The organism is Corynebacterium sp. HMSC068H04, from assembly GCF_001811255.1.
In the GTDB taxonomy this organism is placed as follows: Bacteria; Actinomycetota; Actinomycetes; order Mycobacteriales; family Mycobacteriaceae; genus Corynebacterium; species Corynebacterium hesseae.
Genome location: NZ_KV803966.1, coordinates 40,391 through 56,251, shown reverse-complemented (window position 1 = coordinate 56,251; position 15,861 = coordinate 40,391). Strand labels below are relative to the sequence as shown.

General features: G+C 63.7%; 14 protein-coding genes. 5 read left to right on the top strand and 9 right to left on the bottom strand.

The features are described 5' to 3' along the window. Positions 1-26: 26 nt before the first annotated feature. Positions 27-1,955 (bottom strand): DNA primase, encoded by a 1,929-nt coding sequence (dnaG, locus tag HMPREF2792_RS01335; protein WP_070530261.1) that lies wholly within the window; start codon positions 1,953-1,955, stop codon positions 27-29. 157 nt (positions 1,956-2,112) lie between these two features. On the opposite strand from dnaG, the gene HMPREF2792_RS01330 reads away from it, so the two are divergent. Together HMPREF2792_RS01330 and HMPREF2792_RS01325 are read left to right on the top strand one after the other, a co-directional pair. Further along, complete coding sequence (locus HMPREF2792_RS01330; RefSeq protein ID WP_070530259.1) at positions 2,113-2,640, top strand: guanyl-specific ribonuclease; 528 nt, start codon at positions 2,113-2,115, stop codon at positions 2,638-2,640. A gap of 3 nt (positions 2,641-2,643) precedes the next feature. Beyond that, complete coding sequence (locus HMPREF2792_RS01325) at positions 2,644-2,877, top strand: barstar family protein (protein WP_070530257.1); 234 nt, start codon at positions 2,644-2,646, stop codon at positions 2,875-2,877. Positions 2,878-2,940: 63 nt separating this feature from the next. Here HMPREF2792_RS01325 and HMPREF2792_RS01320 read toward each other — a convergent pair whose 3' ends face one another. From HMPREF2792_RS01320 to HMPREF2792_RS01310, 3 genes are all read right to left on the bottom strand, one after another. After that, positions 2,941-6,234, bottom strand: a complete 3,294-nt coding sequence (locus tag HMPREF2792_RS01320; protein WP_232748421.1) for a LamG-like jellyroll fold domain-containing protein — start codon at positions 6,232-6,234, stop codon at positions 2,941-2,943. 243 nt (positions 6,235-6,477) lie between these two features. Beyond that, positions 6,478-7,752 carry a deoxyguanosinetriphosphate triphosphohydrolase gene (locus HMPREF2792_RS01315; protein WP_070530253.1) on the bottom strand — a complete coding sequence of 425 codons (1,275 nt, stop codon included), beginning with the start codon at positions 7,750-7,752 and terminating at the stop codon, positions 6,478-6,480. An 11-nt stretch (positions 7,753-7,763) separates the two neighbouring features. Beyond that, positions 7,764-8,348 carry a YdcF family protein gene (locus HMPREF2792_RS01310; protein WP_070530250.1) on the bottom strand — a complete coding sequence of 195 codons (585 nt, stop codon included), beginning with the start codon at positions 8,346-8,348 and terminating at the stop codon, positions 7,764-7,766. A 44-nt stretch (positions 8,349-8,392) separates the two neighbouring features. Between HMPREF2792_RS01310 and HMPREF2792_RS01305 the strand changes: the two genes are divergently transcribed. After that, positions 8,393-10,432, top strand: coding sequence for a TPM domain-containing protein (locus HMPREF2792_RS01305; RefSeq protein ID WP_070530247.1), 2,040 nt, complete (start codon positions 8,393-8,395; stop codon positions 10,430-10,432). Positions 10,433-11,103: 671 nt separating this feature from the next. Here HMPREF2792_RS01305 and HMPREF2792_RS01300 read toward each other — a convergent pair. The 3 genes from HMPREF2792_RS01300 to HMPREF2792_RS01290 are packed head-to-tail and all read right to left on the bottom strand — an operon-like array spanning position 11,104 to position 13,423. After that, complete coding sequence (locus HMPREF2792_RS01300; protein WP_070530245.1) at positions 11,104-11,526, bottom strand: hypothetical protein; 423 nt, start codon at positions 11,524-11,526, stop codon at positions 11,104-11,106. Then, positions 11,526-12,044, bottom strand: a complete 519-nt coding sequence (locus HMPREF2792_RS01295; RefSeq protein WP_070530243.1) for a hypothetical protein — start codon at positions 12,042-12,044, stop codon at positions 11,526-11,528. Before HMPREF2792_RS01295 ends, HMPREF2792_RS01300 begins: the two co-directional genes overlap by 1 nt. Continuing rightward, on the bottom strand, positions 12,044-13,423 hold the full coding sequence (locus HMPREF2792_RS01290; RefSeq protein ID WP_070530241.1) for a glycine--tRNA ligase: 1,380 nt from the start codon (positions 13,421-13,423) through the stop codon (positions 12,044-12,046). Before HMPREF2792_RS01290 ends, HMPREF2792_RS01295 begins: the two co-directional genes overlap by 1 nt. A 190-nt stretch (positions 13,424-13,613) precedes the next feature. Here HMPREF2792_RS01290 and HMPREF2792_RS01285 point away from each other — a divergent pair, with 190 nt between their 5' ends. Both HMPREF2792_RS01285 and HMPREF2792_RS01280 read left to right on the top strand, forming a co-directional pair. Then, entirely contained in the window at positions 13,614-13,913 is a 300-nt protein-coding gene (locus HMPREF2792_RS01285; RefSeq protein WP_070530239.1) for an ArsR/SmtB family transcription factor, read from the top strand. A gap of 28 nt (positions 13,914-13,941) precedes the next feature. Next, positions 13,942-14,361 carry a Fur family transcriptional regulator gene (locus HMPREF2792_RS01280; RefSeq protein WP_070530236.1) on the top strand — a complete coding sequence of 140 codons (420 nt, stop codon included), beginning with the start codon at positions 13,942-13,944 and terminating at the stop codon, positions 14,359-14,361. A gap of 8 nt (positions 14,362-14,369) precedes the next feature. On the opposite strand, the gene HMPREF2792_RS01275 is transcribed toward HMPREF2792_RS01280, so the two are convergent. Further along, positions 14,370-15,122 carry an isoprenyl transferase gene (locus HMPREF2792_RS01275; protein ID WP_070530233.1) on the bottom strand — a complete coding sequence of 251 codons (753 nt, stop codon included), beginning with the start codon at positions 15,120-15,122 and terminating at the stop codon, positions 14,370-14,372. Between the two features lie 10 nt (positions 15,123-15,132). Continuing rightward, positions 15,133-15,849, bottom strand: a complete 717-nt coding sequence (gene recO / locus HMPREF2792_RS01270; protein ID WP_070530231.1) for a DNA repair protein RecO — start codon at positions 15,847-15,849, stop codon at positions 15,133-15,135. Between the last annotated feature and the right edge of the window lie 12 nt (positions 15,850-15,861).

The window sequence follows — 15,861 nt, the reverse complement described above, 5'->3', positions numbered from 1 at the left end:
TGGCTGCGGATTAGCGGGGGCGTCGGTTAGCGCACGCCGCGGAAAGCGCGGTCGTTGAGTTCGCGGCGGGCTTGCTCGAGAGCGACGAGGTCCGCGAAGAGCGAGTTGTAGGATTCTTCGTCGTCGGAAGGGCGCATGCGGCCCAGCTGTGCCTTGAGTTGGGCTACCTGGTCGCCCACGCGGGCCTCTTGGAGGCGGGAGAGCACGGAATCGGCGTAGGCCTCAAGGTCGGTATCCGGGTTGCCGGTCTCCCCCAGCTTGATGGGCTCCACGGCGAGCTCAGAGACGAAGTTGCGAGCCATAAGGTCCGGCATTTCGCCGGCTACGGCGGCCAGCCATTCCACGCCGGGTTGTTCGGCACCGGCGGTCACGCCGCCGAGGGTCGAGATGGCGCGGCGGATGGTGCGGTAGGCCTCGTTGGAGTAGGCATCCTCCGTAATCCCGTCGAAGTAGCTGCCGGCGATCTGCGGGAATTGCAGGGCGAGCTTGAGGGCCTCGCGCTGTGGCCATAGGTGCGGCTCGCGGGGGCCGGGGATGTGCATAACGGGGGCGTTGGTCTGCGCGGGCACAGACGAGGTCTGCTCCAGTGAGGCAAAGCGCGGGCGCTGTTCCTTCTTTGGCTTGCGGGCCTCTTGGCGTACCTGGTGAAGTACTTCCTCCGGATCGGGCCAGCCCACCCAGCCGGCCAGGCGGCGGGCGTACTCGCGCTGCAGAGGTTGGTCGCGGATTTGGGCCACCACGGGCACCGCACGCCGCAGGGCCTGGAGACGGCCCTCCGCGGTATCGATGCTGAAGTCTGAGATGACGGAGCGGATGACGAACTCGAACATGGGGATGCGGTCCGCCACCAAGTCACGCACCGCGGCATCACCGCGCGCGAGGCGCAGATCGCACGGGTCCATGCCATCAGGGGCCACGGACACGAAGGACTGGCCGGTGAACTTCTGCTCACCCTCGAAGGCGCGCATAGCGGCCTTCTGTCCGGCCTCGTCGCCGTCGAAGGTGTAGATGAGCTCGCCGTGGAAGTAGGAATCATCCAACATGAGGCGGCGCAGCACCTGCAGGTGATCCGCGCCGAAGGCGGTACCACAGGAAGCCACGGCGGTCTTCACGCCCGCGGCATACATGGCCATGACGTCCGTATAGCCCTCCACCACCACGGCCTGGTGCTGCTCCGCAATGTTGCGCTTGGCCAAATCCAGGCCGAAGAGCACCTTGGACTTGTGATAGAGCATGGTTTCGGAGGTGTTCATGTACTTGCCCAGCTTGTCATCGTCGAAAAGCTTGCGCGCGCCAAAGCCGATGACGTTGCCGGAGAGGTCCTTGATGGGCCACAGCAAACGGCGGTGGAAGCGGTCGATGGGACCGCGCTTGCCCATCTTGGAAATGCCGGCGGCTTCGAGCTCCTCAAAAGAAAAGCCCATGCGCAGCAGGTGCTTGGTGGCGGTATCCCAGCCCTCCGGGGCATAGCCGCATTCGAAGGCATAGATGATTTCCTTGGAGAAGCCGCGGTCAAGGAGGAACTCTCGAGCAGTGGCGGCCTGCGGGGTTTCCAGCTGCTGGCGGTAGAACTCGTGCGCGGCCTTGTTGGCGGCGATGAGGCGGCGGCGTGTGCCGGGCTTTTCATCGCGCGCACCGGTGGATCCACCCTGGTAGTTGATGTGGTAGCCAATCTTCTGGGCTACTGCCTCAACAGCCTCCGGGAAGGAGACCTGCTCCATCTCCATGAGGAAGCTGAAGACATCTCCGCCCTTGCCGGTGGAGAAGCAGTGATAATAGCCGCGCTGCGGGCGCACGTGGAAAGACGGAGTCTTCTCACCCTTGAAGGGGCTCAAGCCCTTCAGCGAGTCATAGCCAGCGGGTTTGAGCTGAACGTACTCGCCCACGATTTCATCAATAGGCGCGCGTTCACGGATAGCTTGGATGTCGCTGTCCGGAATTCTGCCTCGTGCCATGCGTACAGACTACCCCGCCCGCCGGAGCTACAGGTACCCACGGCTGGGTGGATCCTTGATGCTTGTTCCCACATCCTCCAACAACCTGCAGTGGGGATTGGGAAAAGCCCTGGTCCGGATTTCTGGTTCAGGCCCTATACCTGCAATGATGGGGGCCATGTCCCAATCCTCCCCCTCCAAAAAATCGCTGCCGGCCATCATCGGTGGCGCGGTTCTAGTCCTCGTCGCGGGCTACTTCGGCATTGACCTCGGTGGCTCCGGCGATGGCGCGGACCAGAAGGCAGCGCCCTCATCGGCTGCGTCTGCTTCGTCCGCTGCATCCGGCGCATCCGGTGGCGGCGATGGGGATAAGGGGGACGTCGCAAAGCAAGGCGAGTCAGACCTGCCCACCTGCGCCATGGATTCCCTGCCGCAGGAGGCACACGAGACCGCCGAGGATATCCTGGCTGGCGGGCCCTATGACTACCCCGATAACGACAACGTGCGTTTCGGCAACTATGAGGGCGCGCTGCCGCAGCAGTCAAAGAATTACTACCGCGAATACACCGTGGAAACCCCGGGGATTGGGCACCGCGGGGCAAAGCGCATCGTCACCGGCGGCGGCAGTGAGACCGACCCGGATGTCTGGTACTACACCGACGACCACTACGACAGCTTCTGCAGTATCCCGGACGCGGAGGACTAAGGCATGCAACGCATTCTCATCACCGAACCCATCCGCACGCGCGAGGACTTCTATAGCGCGCTCGGCCGCCTGCACGGCTGCACGTCCGGTGCCCCGCGCAACCTCGACGCACTGGCGGACTTCCTCCGCGAGCAACACATCGTGGCGATTATCGCCGCGGATTTTGACATGGTGGAGGAAGATTTAGCGCGGGTGTCAGCCGTGCTGGAGGACCAGGGTGTCGCGCTGGTGCGCTAGTGAGGTTGTGGGCCGGCTGCGGTTTTAGGCCGGCGGGTGGTTAGCCCGCCGAGGCCTTAGACCTTAGAGGCCGAGGGCGCGCTTGACGGTATCGCGCACTTCCGGTGCAAGGTAGTTCAGCAGGCCGGCGATGACGGCGGTGGCGCCTGCGGCGCCGAAGAGGGCGCCGAGGATGGCGGGGAGGACGCTTCCGCGGCTCGAGCTGTTGCTCGAGTGGTCGCTCGAGCCGCTGGAGCCATTGTTGCTCGATCCGCTGCTGCTCTCGCTGCTGGAGTCGCTGTTGTCGTCCACACTGCCGGCGGTGACTTCCACGACGCGGGAGGCAAGGGCCTGATTGCCGGCGGAGTCGGTCACGGCGTAGGTGACGGAGTACACGCCCGGCTTGGCGGTGTCGATGTTGCCCACCACCTTCACCTTGTCGGTGAGGTCGCCGTCCTTATCGTCCTTGGCGCTCACACCTTCGAGGAGGTTGGCCTTTTCACCCTTGGTGAGGGTGAGCTTGTCGCTCGGAACGGTGAGCTCAGGGGCTTCGTTATCCTTCTCCTGCTGCTCCTGCGCGGTGAAGACGCCGAACTGGCGCACGATGCCAGGCTTAGTGTCCTCCTTGGAGGAGGCGTCGGCGGAGGTGGCGTACCAGCCATAGGCCTGGCCGGCCTTGACGTCCTTGTAGGTGACGCTGGCGGGCCAGCCGGACGTGGCGGTGTCTTTGCCAATTTCCTTGCCGGTATCGGTCAGGGCGAGCATGGAGTTCGTTGCAAAGCTGGTCTTGCGGGTCTGGAACTGGATCGGAACGCGGAACTCGTCCTCGTGGCCGTTGTAGCGCTGGCGGTCGTCGTACTCGGTGGCGTTGTGGTCGTCGAGAAGCGGCGAATACGTATCCACGATCATCTCTGAATTCTTCAGATCGAATTGCAGGAGGCGCAGGTAGCTGGAGCCAAAGCGCAGGCCGGTGTCACCGTCGTATTCGCCGATCTCCGTCAGGCCCAGCTCATCGGAGCCGACCTCGTAGAACTGGTAATCCGCGAGAAGCTCCACCACGTGGTTGTTGGTGTGGCCAACGTCCTTGCGGGTGACAATGGACACGCCGTGCTCGTGGCCGGCCAGCACCAGAGCCACGTTGGGGTTCTTTTCGATGACGTTCTCATAGACCATCACGCCGTCGTGGGAGAAGTCCGAGCCGCGGCCATCCGGGTTGGCGGAAGGCTTGAGGTAGGCGTGGGTGAGCAGGATGGCGTTGCGGTCGGAGTACTGCTTGAGCACCTTATCCGCCCACGCGGCTTCCTCTTCCGTGACGTCAAAGCCCAGGTGCAGGGCGATGAAGTCCATGCCGTTGGTGGAGAACAAGTCATAGTGGTTGTCGTTATCGCCCTCAGCATAGGGGTGGTAGGAGGCGTCCTGCTCAGCCCACTTGCCCGTGCCCTGCTGGGCCTCGTAGCGCTCCGGGCCGAAGTACTCGTTGTAGAGGTTGCCGGCGCCGACATCCGCGCCGCTTTGGTTGTCGTGGTTGCCGGGCAGCACGCCGTTGACCACGCCGGCGTCCTCCAGAATCTTCTGAGCGTTGGAGGCTACCTCGAATTCCTTCTTGGCATTGGGGCGGTCATTGTCCTTGCCAATCCAGTTCTCGATGATGTCGCCGGTGTGGGCGGAGTAGGCGATCTTGCGCTTCTCGGCGTTGTCCGCGATCCACTGGGTGGCGGCGGTGTAGCCGTCTTCCCACTTCTTGCGTTCCTCGGCCGTGGCCTTTTCTACCGCGCCTTCGGAGAGGTATTGGGTATCGGTGTGGTGGGCGATGGAAAAATCATAGTCACTGGTGTCGGCGAACGCTTCGTTGACGGGCTCGTTGAGGTCATCGGCAAAGACGTCATAGCCCACCAGCATGGTGTGGATGCTTCCGTTGTCGACGAAATCCTGGTCGACCTCCGCGCTGAGGCTGACTTCGGCGTCGGCCGCGCCGCGGGTTTCTGCCAGCTTCTCCCAGCTGTTGCTCTTGGTATTCCAGGCCATAAGCCGCACCGAGCGCTTGGGATCCACGGTGCCGGACCAGGCGAGGTCGTGGGCCTTCTTCTCTGCGTCCTTGACCTTCAGGTCAAAGCGCTGGAAGGGCATGTTCTCCGTGGAGGTAGTCTCCTGGGCATCCTCGTTATCCGGGTTGAGGGCCTTGTCTAAGTCCTCACCGTCCTCATACTCAAAGTCCAGGCTCTCCGGGATATCCGTGAAGGTGCCTTGGAAGCCCTTCTCCGCTACCGCCACATCGGCTTCGGTGAAGGTGGTCTCCACTTCCCCGCCGCTGGGGTTATCCGCGCGGGCGGAGATAGTCACTCCCTCGCCGCTCGGCGTGGAGTCGGTGCCGGCGGCTCCCGGGAGGTTGCCGGAGGTGAAATCGATGGTCTGGGAGATGGGGTTGCCAAAGACATCGCGGCCCTCGGCCTGGATGGAGTGGTTTCCTTCCTTGAGGCCAGCTCCGATTTCTTGCCCCAGCTCGATGTCCTCGCCGTCCAGGGTGTAGGTGAGCTCGCGGGAGATGAGGGCATCGTTGTTGAACTGGACATCGAAAGTCACCGGGCCCGTCAGGTGCTGACCCGCGCTCGGGGTGGAGCCGGTGATCTCGGCCTTCTTATCGGTACTCAGGTTGGAGTCCTCGTAGAGGGCGGAAACCTCATCTTCGCCCAGCGGATCGGAGAAGATGCGGGCCTCGCTGACCACGGCATCGGAGTAGAACTGGGCGGCGTTATCCCGGCCGGAATCCGCACCGATCATCACGGCGGTGGAATTGGACTTGGGCTTGGTCACCTCACCGTTGATCTCGGTGTTCTCAGCCACCTTGGCGCCGTTGACATAGAGCTCGCTCTTGTTTCCGTCATAGACGCCGACCGCGTGGTACCACTGGCCAGGTTCCACCTGCTGTTGGGCCTTCTTGTACCCATCGCTGCCGTTGACGGTGAAGGTGAGCTGGTCGCCGTAGATGACCATGGCCCAGCCGCCGGCTTCCTTGTTAGCGCACAGGCTCTTTTCGTTGCCATCAAGCTCCCCGTCGTAGCGGAAGACGCACTCAACGGTGAAACCGTCCTTGATCTGGTCAAACTTGTCTCCGATGTCGAAACCGACAGCATCCTTGCGGCCGTCGAAGTGGGCCACGGGACGCTCAAGCACGCTGTCTTGCTCCACGGTGGGCTCGCCGATCTTCAGCGGCTCGGCATCGGATGCGGAGTTGCTGATGACACCGTTCTCAAAGGAGAGATCCAAGATGTCTGCCTGGGGCAGGTCCTGGGCGGAGGCAAGTGGGGGAGAGACGAGGCTGGAGCCAACGAGGCTGATAGAGGCAATGAGCGCGGCTTTATGCAGCTTTTTCTGAGACACAAAAATTCCTTGACAGTTAGCACAAATGAAGAGACTTCCGCTGCGGGCAGGCATCAAGGCTCTGGTGGCAGGCGGACCTGCCTGAGGTTAGGTCGCCGGTTTTAAGAAGAGTTGTCGGCTGCGTGACACCCAAGTGAACGGTGTTCGACTATAGGGTGACAGGTGTCTCTTGGGATGCCGTGTCGTTGTGTGGGGCACGGCGCTGCTGGGCTTGGTGCTGGTCTGCTGCTGACTAGTTGCCAGCTAGCTAAGGAAGCCGAAAAGGTCCGCGCTGCGCTGCGCCAAGCGCTCCAGGCGCGATTCCGTCATGGAGGCGATCTGGTCGATGATGGCGCGGTCACGCTCCAGATCGGTGTCGGCTTGCTTCCACCACAGGGCGAAGGTGGCGTCGAGAGAGCCCGGCGCGCCGGCCACCAGGTAGTCGTAGACGCGGTAGATGCGCTCGCGCTGGCGGTCCTGGCGGGCTAGGTGGGCGGGTTCATCCATGACGTAGAGCACGGCGATGGTCTTGAGCAGCGTTACCTCCGCCACCGCGCCGGGTGGGACGGCGAGGTCGCCGTGCATGCGGCCAAGCGGGCCATCGTTGGCAGCGCGCGTGGCGGAGACGGTGGCGCCGACATAGCGGCCGACGAGCTCCGAGGTCATCTTCTTCAAGTTGGCATAAGAGCGCAGAGAGTAGTCGAAGTTGCCGATGGCGTTGATGACGTCCAGCTGGCGCAGGCGGTCGGCGGCCTCGAGGAGCTCGTCGGCAGTGCCGCCGAAGGCCTTGGCGCCCTTGTCCGCGAGGTTGGCCAGCTCCACCAGGTCCCACAGCACGTTCAAAGAGATGCGGCGGGAGATGATGCCGTCTTCGACGTCGTGGACGGAATAGGCGATGTCATCCGACCAGTCCATGACCTGGGCCTCCATGGACTTGCGCTTATCGCTATGCCCCTGGCGCAGCCACTCCAGGATGTCTACGTCCTCGTCATAGGCGCCGTATTTGCGGTTGGTGGTGCCATCCGGGTTGGTCTTGGTCCAGGGGTATTTGCAGGCCGCATCGAGCGAGGCGCGGGTGAGGTTCAAGCCGTAGCTGCGCGGGCCCGCCGGGGTATCCAGGACCACCTTGGGCTCCAGCTTGGCCAGGATGCGCAGGGTCTGGGCGTTGCCCTCGAAGCCGCCGAGGGCTACCTCGTTGAGTGCATTCTCGCCGTTGTGGCCGTAGGGCGGGTGGCCGATGTCATGGGTTAACCCCGCCATATCGCACAGGTCCGGGTCCAGGCCTAAGCCAGCACCAATGCTGCGGGCGATCTGGCTGACCTCCAGGGAGTGCGTCAGCCGGGTGCGCGGGGTATCGCCATCTCGAGGGCCCACCACCTGGGTTTTATCCGCCAGGCGGCGCAGCGCCGCGGAGTGCAGGACGCGGGCGCGGTCCCGGGAGAAGGCGCCGCGGTGCTCCTCGGATTTGAGCAAGGCCGAGCCTTTGGGTGACTCGGAAGCGAGGCGGGCGACGTCTTCTGCGCGGTAGGAATAGCTCACGGGTTTTAAGTTTAGGCGGAGTCCTGGCCTTCCTGGGTCTGCCTCGCGCCAATGACGCGGTGGCGCAGGGCCTGGTTGGGGCGAATAATGCGCTCGATGCGGTAGAAGGCCGCGCGCACGCCTTCGGTGCGTTCCTCCCCCAGCAGGGTGCGCAGGCCCAGGTAGGCTAGGCCGCCGGTCTCGTGGGCCAGGTATCGCCACCAGGGGATGGAGAAGCGCGGGGAAGGATAATAGGGCGTGCCCAGCACCGTTGCATCAATCCCCTCTTGGCGGGCGATGAGGAAGGTGCGCAGGCGGTGGAGCGGATCGGTGATGATGACGGCCTCGGTCACGCCCAGCTTCTCGCGCGCGGCAATCAGCTCGCTGCGGGTGTCCAGGCCTTCTTCGAGGGCGGTGACGGTGAGGGGATCGTCGTCAAGCATGCGCTTAGCCACCCCGGCCTCGGTGAACCTATCGCCGGGCAGCTTGCCGCCGACGGTGATGATGGGCAGGTCGTGCGCGGCGGCGTACTCGGCGGCACAGCGCACGCGGCCGGACAGGATGCGGGAGGGGCGCCCGTCGTACTGTGCGGCGCCGAGGACAATAACGTACTTCACTGTCTGACCACTCTAGCGCTGGGTGGGAAGGTATCGTGGTGCGCATGACTACTGCTGCTCGTTTTGGTCGCGCCGCCCTTGCCGCTGTGGTGTTGGGGTTGGCCACTGCTAGCCCCGCCGTGGCGGCGGACTTCGTTCTCGCCGCACCCGAGGCGGCCTCCATTAAGGACAAGGTGACGGATGAGGCGGGGGTGCTCTCGAGCTCGGAGAAGTCCGAGTTGGAGGACAAGATTGCCGCGCTGCAGCAGGAGAACCACGTGGTGATTTTCGTGGTCTTTGCCTCCTCGCTGCCGGAGGGCGCGGAAAGCTATGCGGGTGAGATTGTGCAGTCCAAGGGCCCAAACTCCGCGGCCTATGTGGTGGGCGTGGATGATTCCACCGTGGGCGTGCAGACGGGTAAAGACTGGCCGCGTGGGCGCCTGGATGCGATGTATGACGCGGCCTACGCCAAGCTTGCCGAAGGTCACCAGTACGGCGCTTCCGCACTTGCGCTTGTCGACGCTGCCGCTTCCGGTTCTGCGGGGTCGTCTTCTGGCACTTCTGCTGCTTCTGATTCCGATGGCTCCGGAGGCCTGTGGCTCGCTGGCGGCGCGGGCGCGCTGGCTTTGGCGGGTGGCGGAATCGCGGTGGCCAACAGGCGCAAGACAAAGAAGGACTCGGCGGCCACTCTGGAGTCCGCGCGCCAGATTGAGCCGGGGAATACCGCGCAGCTGGACCGCCTGGACATGGACACTTTGGAGAAGCTAGCCCAGGAGGAGCTGGTCTCCACCGATGAATCGATTCGCCGCGGCAAGGAGGAGCTCGACATCGCGGTGGCCGAGTTCGGTCCTGAGCGCACCCGCCCGTTCACGCGCGCGATGAACCACTCCACGCTAACACTGCAGAAGGCGTTCCAGCTGCAGCAGAGGCTGCAGGACAACCTGCCGGAATCGGCTTCGGAGCGCCGCCAGATGCTGGTGGAGATTATCTCCTCCTGCGGGCAGGCCGACGATGCCCTGGATGAGCAGGCGGCGGACTTTGCCAAGATGCGGGACTTGCTCATCAACGCCGGCTCCAAGCTGGATGAGCTGACCCAGCGCACCGTCGATCTGCGCGGGCGCTTGCCGCAGGCGCGCACGACATTGTCCTCCCTCAGTGCTTCTCATTCCGAGGAGGCGTTGTCCTCGATTGCGGATAACCCGGAGATGGCGGAGGTCTCGCTCAACGAGGCCGAGAAGCTGCTTTCGCGCGGCCGCGAGCTGCAGTCCCAGCCCGCCGGGCAGCAGGGGCCGTTGGTGGGCTATATCCGCGATGCAGAGCATGCGCTCGAGGTCTCTGACCGTCTGCTCAGCGCCGTGGAAAACGCCGAGAACTCGATCACCGCGGCGCAGGATAACCTGCCGGCGCTCATCAATGAGGTCGAGGAAGAAATCGCCGAAGCCCAGCACCTCGAACAGCGCGGCAAGGCCCAGGGCTCCCCGGCGGATTGGTCCGCGTTGGAGTCACTACTCGCCCAGGCGCGGGAGGCGCTCAGTGCGGCTCGCCAGCAGGGCAAGGCCGATCCGCTGGGGCAGTACACCGCGCTGACGGCGCTCGATAGCAAGCTGGACGAGCAGCTCGATACTGTCCGCGAAACCAACGCCACCCGCGAGCGCCAGATTGCGCTCTACCGCCAGCAGATTGCCGCGGCCGAGTCCGCCATCCAGGCGGCGGAAGACTTGCTGTCCTCGCGCGGCCGCGTGGTGGGCCCCGATGCGCGCGTCGCGCTTGCCGACGCCTCCCGCCTCTTCGCCCAAGCCCAGAACTCCGCCTCCAAGGATCTGCGCGCGGCGCTGAACTTCTCCCGCGATGCCGCTTCTGCTGCGCAGACTTCGCTCAACCGCGCGAAGGAAGACCTGGAGGCTTATCGCCGCCGGGAGCAGCGCCGCCAGGCCACCGATGCCGCGGGCAACATCCTCACCGGCATGGTCATTGGCCAGATTCTCGGCGGCGGCAGCTCCCGTGGTGGCGGTTTCGGCGGCGGCTTCTCCGGTGGCGGTGGATTTGGCGGAGGCGGCTTCTCGGGCGGCGGAGGCGGAGGCGGTTTCCGCGGCGGCTCCTTCTAGCCGCCCTCTCCTCTGCTCCGATTCCTCGCCTTCTCCCCTTTTCCGCCGGCGGCTCCCCCAGCCGCCTTCATACTTCTCCCCTGCCCGGCGCCTAGGCCTCGAAGCCCGCGGCCCACACCCGGCATCTCATAACCGGGGCGGTCCCGCATGGCATCTCACAAAAGGCGCCTTGCACAAGGCATCTTCTAGAAGGCGTTTTCACAGCTAAAAACGCCTTTTGAGCCCTCCACATGGCGTTTTCAGCCCCAAAGGCGCCTTTTGTCAGACACCATTTGCCAGATGCCTTCTGTCGGATGCCATTTGTGGGATACCGTCTGCCACATTTCCTGTGCACACATCGGGCGACTGGACCCCGGCTCGGTAGCCAGCCAATCAGCTCCTCGGATACGGGGTGGTGCAAACACACGGTAGGCGTAAACCAGTCATGCACATGGTTCTCGGCAAAAGGCTTCTCTCAAAAGGCTGCAGTCAAACGGTTTACTTGGGGGCAAGTAAACCTTCTGCACCGAGCTAGATGGTTCGTTTGGGGGCAAACAAACCTTATGACTGCAACCATCTAACTAGAACCCTCTACTGGCATACCAAGCCGAGCAAGGATGCCAGAAGAGCTCCCCTTTTGATGAAATCACCCAAGTTTCCACGCCAGTTCTGGCTATATCGCGGAAGGTAGGTTAGGTGCGAAGGGGGCGGGTGGAGCCGTCGAGAAGCAGGCAACAGTAGCTGGTGAAGGCGGCGTCCGCGAGGGGGAGCTCGCCCACCGCAACCTCGAGGTCGCGGCCCCGCGGGGCGGTGCGGGCGACCTCGGCGGCGGGGCCAGACAAAGCGAGGATGCGGCGCTCGCGGCGGAAGGGGTTCGTGCGCTCGAGCAAGTACTCGCGGCCCTGACAGACCGCGCGCAGCTTTTTCACCGTGAAGCTGGTCTGCTCCGCCGAAAAGTCGGGCCCGCGCACAGTAAAGCTGCGGGCGCCCGGGATGTGTTCGAAGGCGATGGTGGCGCCCGTTCCGGGCAGCAGCAGGCCCGTCGGCCTCACGCGGGCGATGACCTCACCCGCGCCATCCACCAACGCCCCGTCGCGCCACACCCAGCGCTGCATCAGAGCAGCACCACAACGACCGCGACGATGGTCAGCAGCACCAACGTCGCGATGATCGGGATAGCGGTGCTCTGCGTCCGCGCCTCCAGAATCACACGCGTAAACCAGCTCAGCGCCGCAATCTCCGAATGGTTGAGGTCATCGGAATCATCGCTCTTCTCGCCCTCAAACTCCAGGATGGCCTTACGCACACCCGAGTTCTTCGAGGAGAACTGCGCGATTTTCAGCCCGTCGTGGTCCTCAACAATCCAGTCGCCGCCGGCCTCGTTGATGAAGGCAAACGTGCGCCCATCCAGGGACGCCTCCAAGCGCTTATCGCGCTTGGGGTTGCCCGCCAGGCGGTAGACGCGGTCATCCTCCAGCGTCACCGACGCGCCCAAATCATCGAGCCCCAGGCGCCAATGCTCGCCTTCCACGTCCGCCGAGCGCTCCTGGAACATGCCCAGCGACGCCGGCCCCTCCCCCACGAGGAGCACCGGGTTCTTGCGGTCGCTGCGGTCCCAGCTGGTGTAATGCATTAGCAGCCGATCAGTCGAGCGGCCAGGTAAGCCTCAAGCTCGTCGAGCTTGACGCGCTCCTGCTCCATGGAGTCACGCTCACGCACGGTGACCGCGTTGTCCTCCAAGGTGTCGAAGTCATAGGTCACGCAGAACGGCGTGCCGATTTCATCCTGGCGACGGTAGCGGCGGCCGATGGCACCGGAGGTATCGAACTCCACGTTCCAGTTCGCGCGCAGCTTATTCGCCAGCTCGCGAGCCGGGGTGGACAGCGCTTCCTTCTTCGACAGCGGCAGCACGGCTACCTTCACCGGCGCCAGGCGGCGGTCCAGGCGCAGCACCACGCGCTTGTCGGTGCCACCCTTTGCGTTGGGGGCCTCCTCCTCGTCATAAGCGTCAACGAGGAAGGCCATCATGGAGCGGCCCAAGCCGGCAGCCGGCTCGATGACGTACGGGGTCCAGCGCTCGCCGGACTCCTGGTCGAAGTAGGACAGGTCCTCGCCCGAGCCCTTGGTGTGGACGGAAAGGTCGTAGTCCGTGCGGTTAGCCACGCCCTCCAGCTCGCCCCACTTGGAGCCCTTGAAGCCGAAGGCATACTCGACGTCCACGGTGCGCTTGGAGTAGTGGGAGAGCTTCTCCTTCGGGTGCTCGTAGAGGCGCAGGTTCTCTTCCTTGATGCCCAGGTCGACGTACCAGTTGTAGCGGTCATCGATCCAGTACTGGTGCCACTCTTCGTCCTCGCCCGGCTTGACGAAGAACTCCATCTCCATCTGCTCGAACTCGCGGGTGCGGAAGATGAAGTTACCCGGGGTGATTTCGTTACGGAAGGACTTACCAATGTTCGCAATGCCGAACGGCGGCTTCATGCGGGCCGAGGTCATCACGTTCTTGAAGTTCACGAAGATGCCCTGCGCGGTTTCCGGGCGCAGGTAGTGCAAGCCCTGCTCATCGTCGACCGGGCCGAGGAAGGTCTTGAGCAGGCCGGAGAAGGCCTTCGGCTCAGTCCAGTCACCCGGCTGGCCGGTCTCCGGATCGTTAATGTCAGCGAGGCCGTTGGCCGGCTCGTGGCCGTGCTTTTCCTCGTAGGCCTCGATGAGGTGATCCGCGCGGTAGCGCTTACCGGTGTGCTTGGATTCCACCAGCGGGTCGGTGAAGACCTCGACGTGGCCGGAGGACACCCACACCTGGCGCGGCTGGATCACGGACGTATCGACGCCCACGACATCGTCGCGGGACTGCACCATGTGACGCCACCACTGGCGCTTAATGTTCTCCTTGAGCTCGACACCGAGCGGGCCGTAGTCCCACGCAGAGCGGGAACCGCCATAAATTTCACCTGCCTGGTAGACCAAGCCGCGGCGCTTACACAGGCTGACGACGGTATCAATGACGGATGCCATAGCTAATGGGACTCCTCTGGTAGGGGACAGTCTTTATACAGTGCGGCCTAGTCTAGCGCGCCCCCTGACACCGCGTGCCCTCACCCCGAAACTGTGGTGTATTTTATACACTTTTTCGCATTCTTCAGCTATAGTACCTATATCTCTCTTTTTAACTCTCCCCCAATAGATATGGTTGAAGGTGAATGGTGTGACCAACACCCAGAAAGAAGCTCTCTCATTCGATCCTGCGGCAGCCGCCACCGTCATTAGCGCTTTGGATTCACCGTTGCGCATCGACATCATCCGGCGCCTAGCTGAGCGCGATCACTACGTCCACGAACTCGTGGCCGCCACCGGCAAATCCCAACCGCTTATCAGCCAACACCTGCGGGTTTTGAAGCGCGCACACATCGTCGATAGCGAACGCCTCGGCCGCGAAGTCCGCTACTTTTTGGCGGCTCCAAAGGTGCTGCCGCTGCTTCGCGACGCCTCACTGGCCACCGCTTAATGGAAGTGTATTGATAAGCTTTAGCCCCATGGCCATCCACGACAGTATTCCCAAGCTCGGCGCTCGCAATACCCGCCAGCGCACCGCCGTCGTCGAAGTCCTGCGTAGTCTCGACAAGTTCGCCTCTGCCAAGGACATACACCAGGCGCTTATCGACGGCAACCAGAAAGTCGGCCTCACCACCGTCTATCGCACGCTTCAATCGCTTTCGGAGATTGAAGCCGTCGATGCACTCCACATGCCTTCCGGCGAGACCCTCTACCGGCACTGCGAAAGCAATGCGCACCATCACCACTTGGTATGCACCAAGTGCGGCCGCACCGAGGAAATCGACGGCGGCCCCATCGAAGAGTGGGCCTCCTCGGTAGCCAAAGAGCACGATTTCGAGCTCACCGGGCACGATGCCGAAATCTTCGGCATCTGTGCCAACTGCTCCGCGGCGTCTTAGATTGCGGGCTACTTGACGCCGCCGAAGCGGCGGTCGCGCCGCGCATACTCCTCCACCGCAGCGAAGAGGTCGTCCGGCGTGAAATCCGGGAAGAGCTTGTCCTGATAGATCATCTCTGCATAGGCCGATTGCCACAGCAGGAAGTTAGAGGTGCGCTTCTCACCGGAGGGGCGCAAGAACAGATCCACGTCCGGCATATCGGGGTCATACATCACCGAGCTCACCGTCTTCTCGTTGATGGAGCGCGGATCGAGCTCGCCGCGGGAGACTTGTTCGGCTAGATCGCGGATGCCGTCGACAAGCTCGGCGCGCCCACCGTAATTCACGCACATCACCAGGGTCATCTTGGTGTTGTCCTTGGTGAGCTCCTCGGCTGCCTCGAGCTCCTTGATAACGGAGCGCCACAGGCGCGGGCGGCGACCGGCCCACACCACGCGCACTCCCCTATCGTTGAGCCAGTGGCGCTGGCGGCGCAGGACGTCTCGGTTAAAGCCCATGAGGAAGCGCACCTCCTCCGCGCTGCGGCGCCAGTTCTCGGTGGAGAAGGCGTAGGCGGAAAGGTAAGGAACGCCGAGGGCGAGGCAGGCATCGACGACGTCGAGAAGCACTGCTTCCCCGCGGCGGTGGCCTTCGGTGCGCTTCATGCCGCGCTCCTCTGCCCAGCGGCCGTTGCCGTCCATGACCAGCGCGATATGGCGCGGCAGGAACTCCTGCGGGATAGCGGGCGGATGAAGGACTCGGTTCGGGTCAGGCGTAATCACGGGTTACAGTCTACTGTTCCATGATCCCCAGCGCGCCAACGGAGCGCTCGAGGTGCCATTGCAGGTGCGCGCGAGTCAGCCGGTGGGCCTCTTGGGCTTGGGTGTTCGTCGGCTGGCTGGGGTGACCGTGGGCGATAAGCCACATGTGGTGCAGGGTTTCCGGGTCTACCTCCGCGGCCCCGGGCGGGCGGCATTGGTGGCAGGCGGCGCCGCCGACGGCTGGGTGAAAGGCGTGGTGGGGGCCGGGCCTTTGACACTGGGCGCAATCGAAAAGGCTGGGTGCCCAGCCGGCGTGGGACATGGCTTGGAGGAGGAAGGCGTCGAGAAGCATGAGCGGATCGCCGTGTTGAAGCTTGTCGAGGACGTCGACGCAGGCATCGTAGAGATAGGGATCCCCGGGGGCATCGGCGGCGGCGAGGCGCTCGGCGGATTCGAGGGCGGCGCAGGCGGCGGTGTAGCGCTCGTAGTCCTCGATGATGCGCGCGCCGAAATAGTCCACGGTATCGGCCTGGGAAATGGTGTAAAGGTTGCGGCCGGGATAAAGCTGCACGTCGAGGTTGACGAAGAGCTGCAGGCGCGAGCCGAAGCGCGATTTGGCGCGGCGAACGCCCTTGGCCACCCCTCGCACGAGGCCGTGGTGGCGGGTCAAGAGCACGATGATGCGATCCGCCTCGCCGAAATCATAGGAGCGGATGACGAGGGCGCGGTCGCGGAAATTCTCCCGCATTTAGAAGCACCC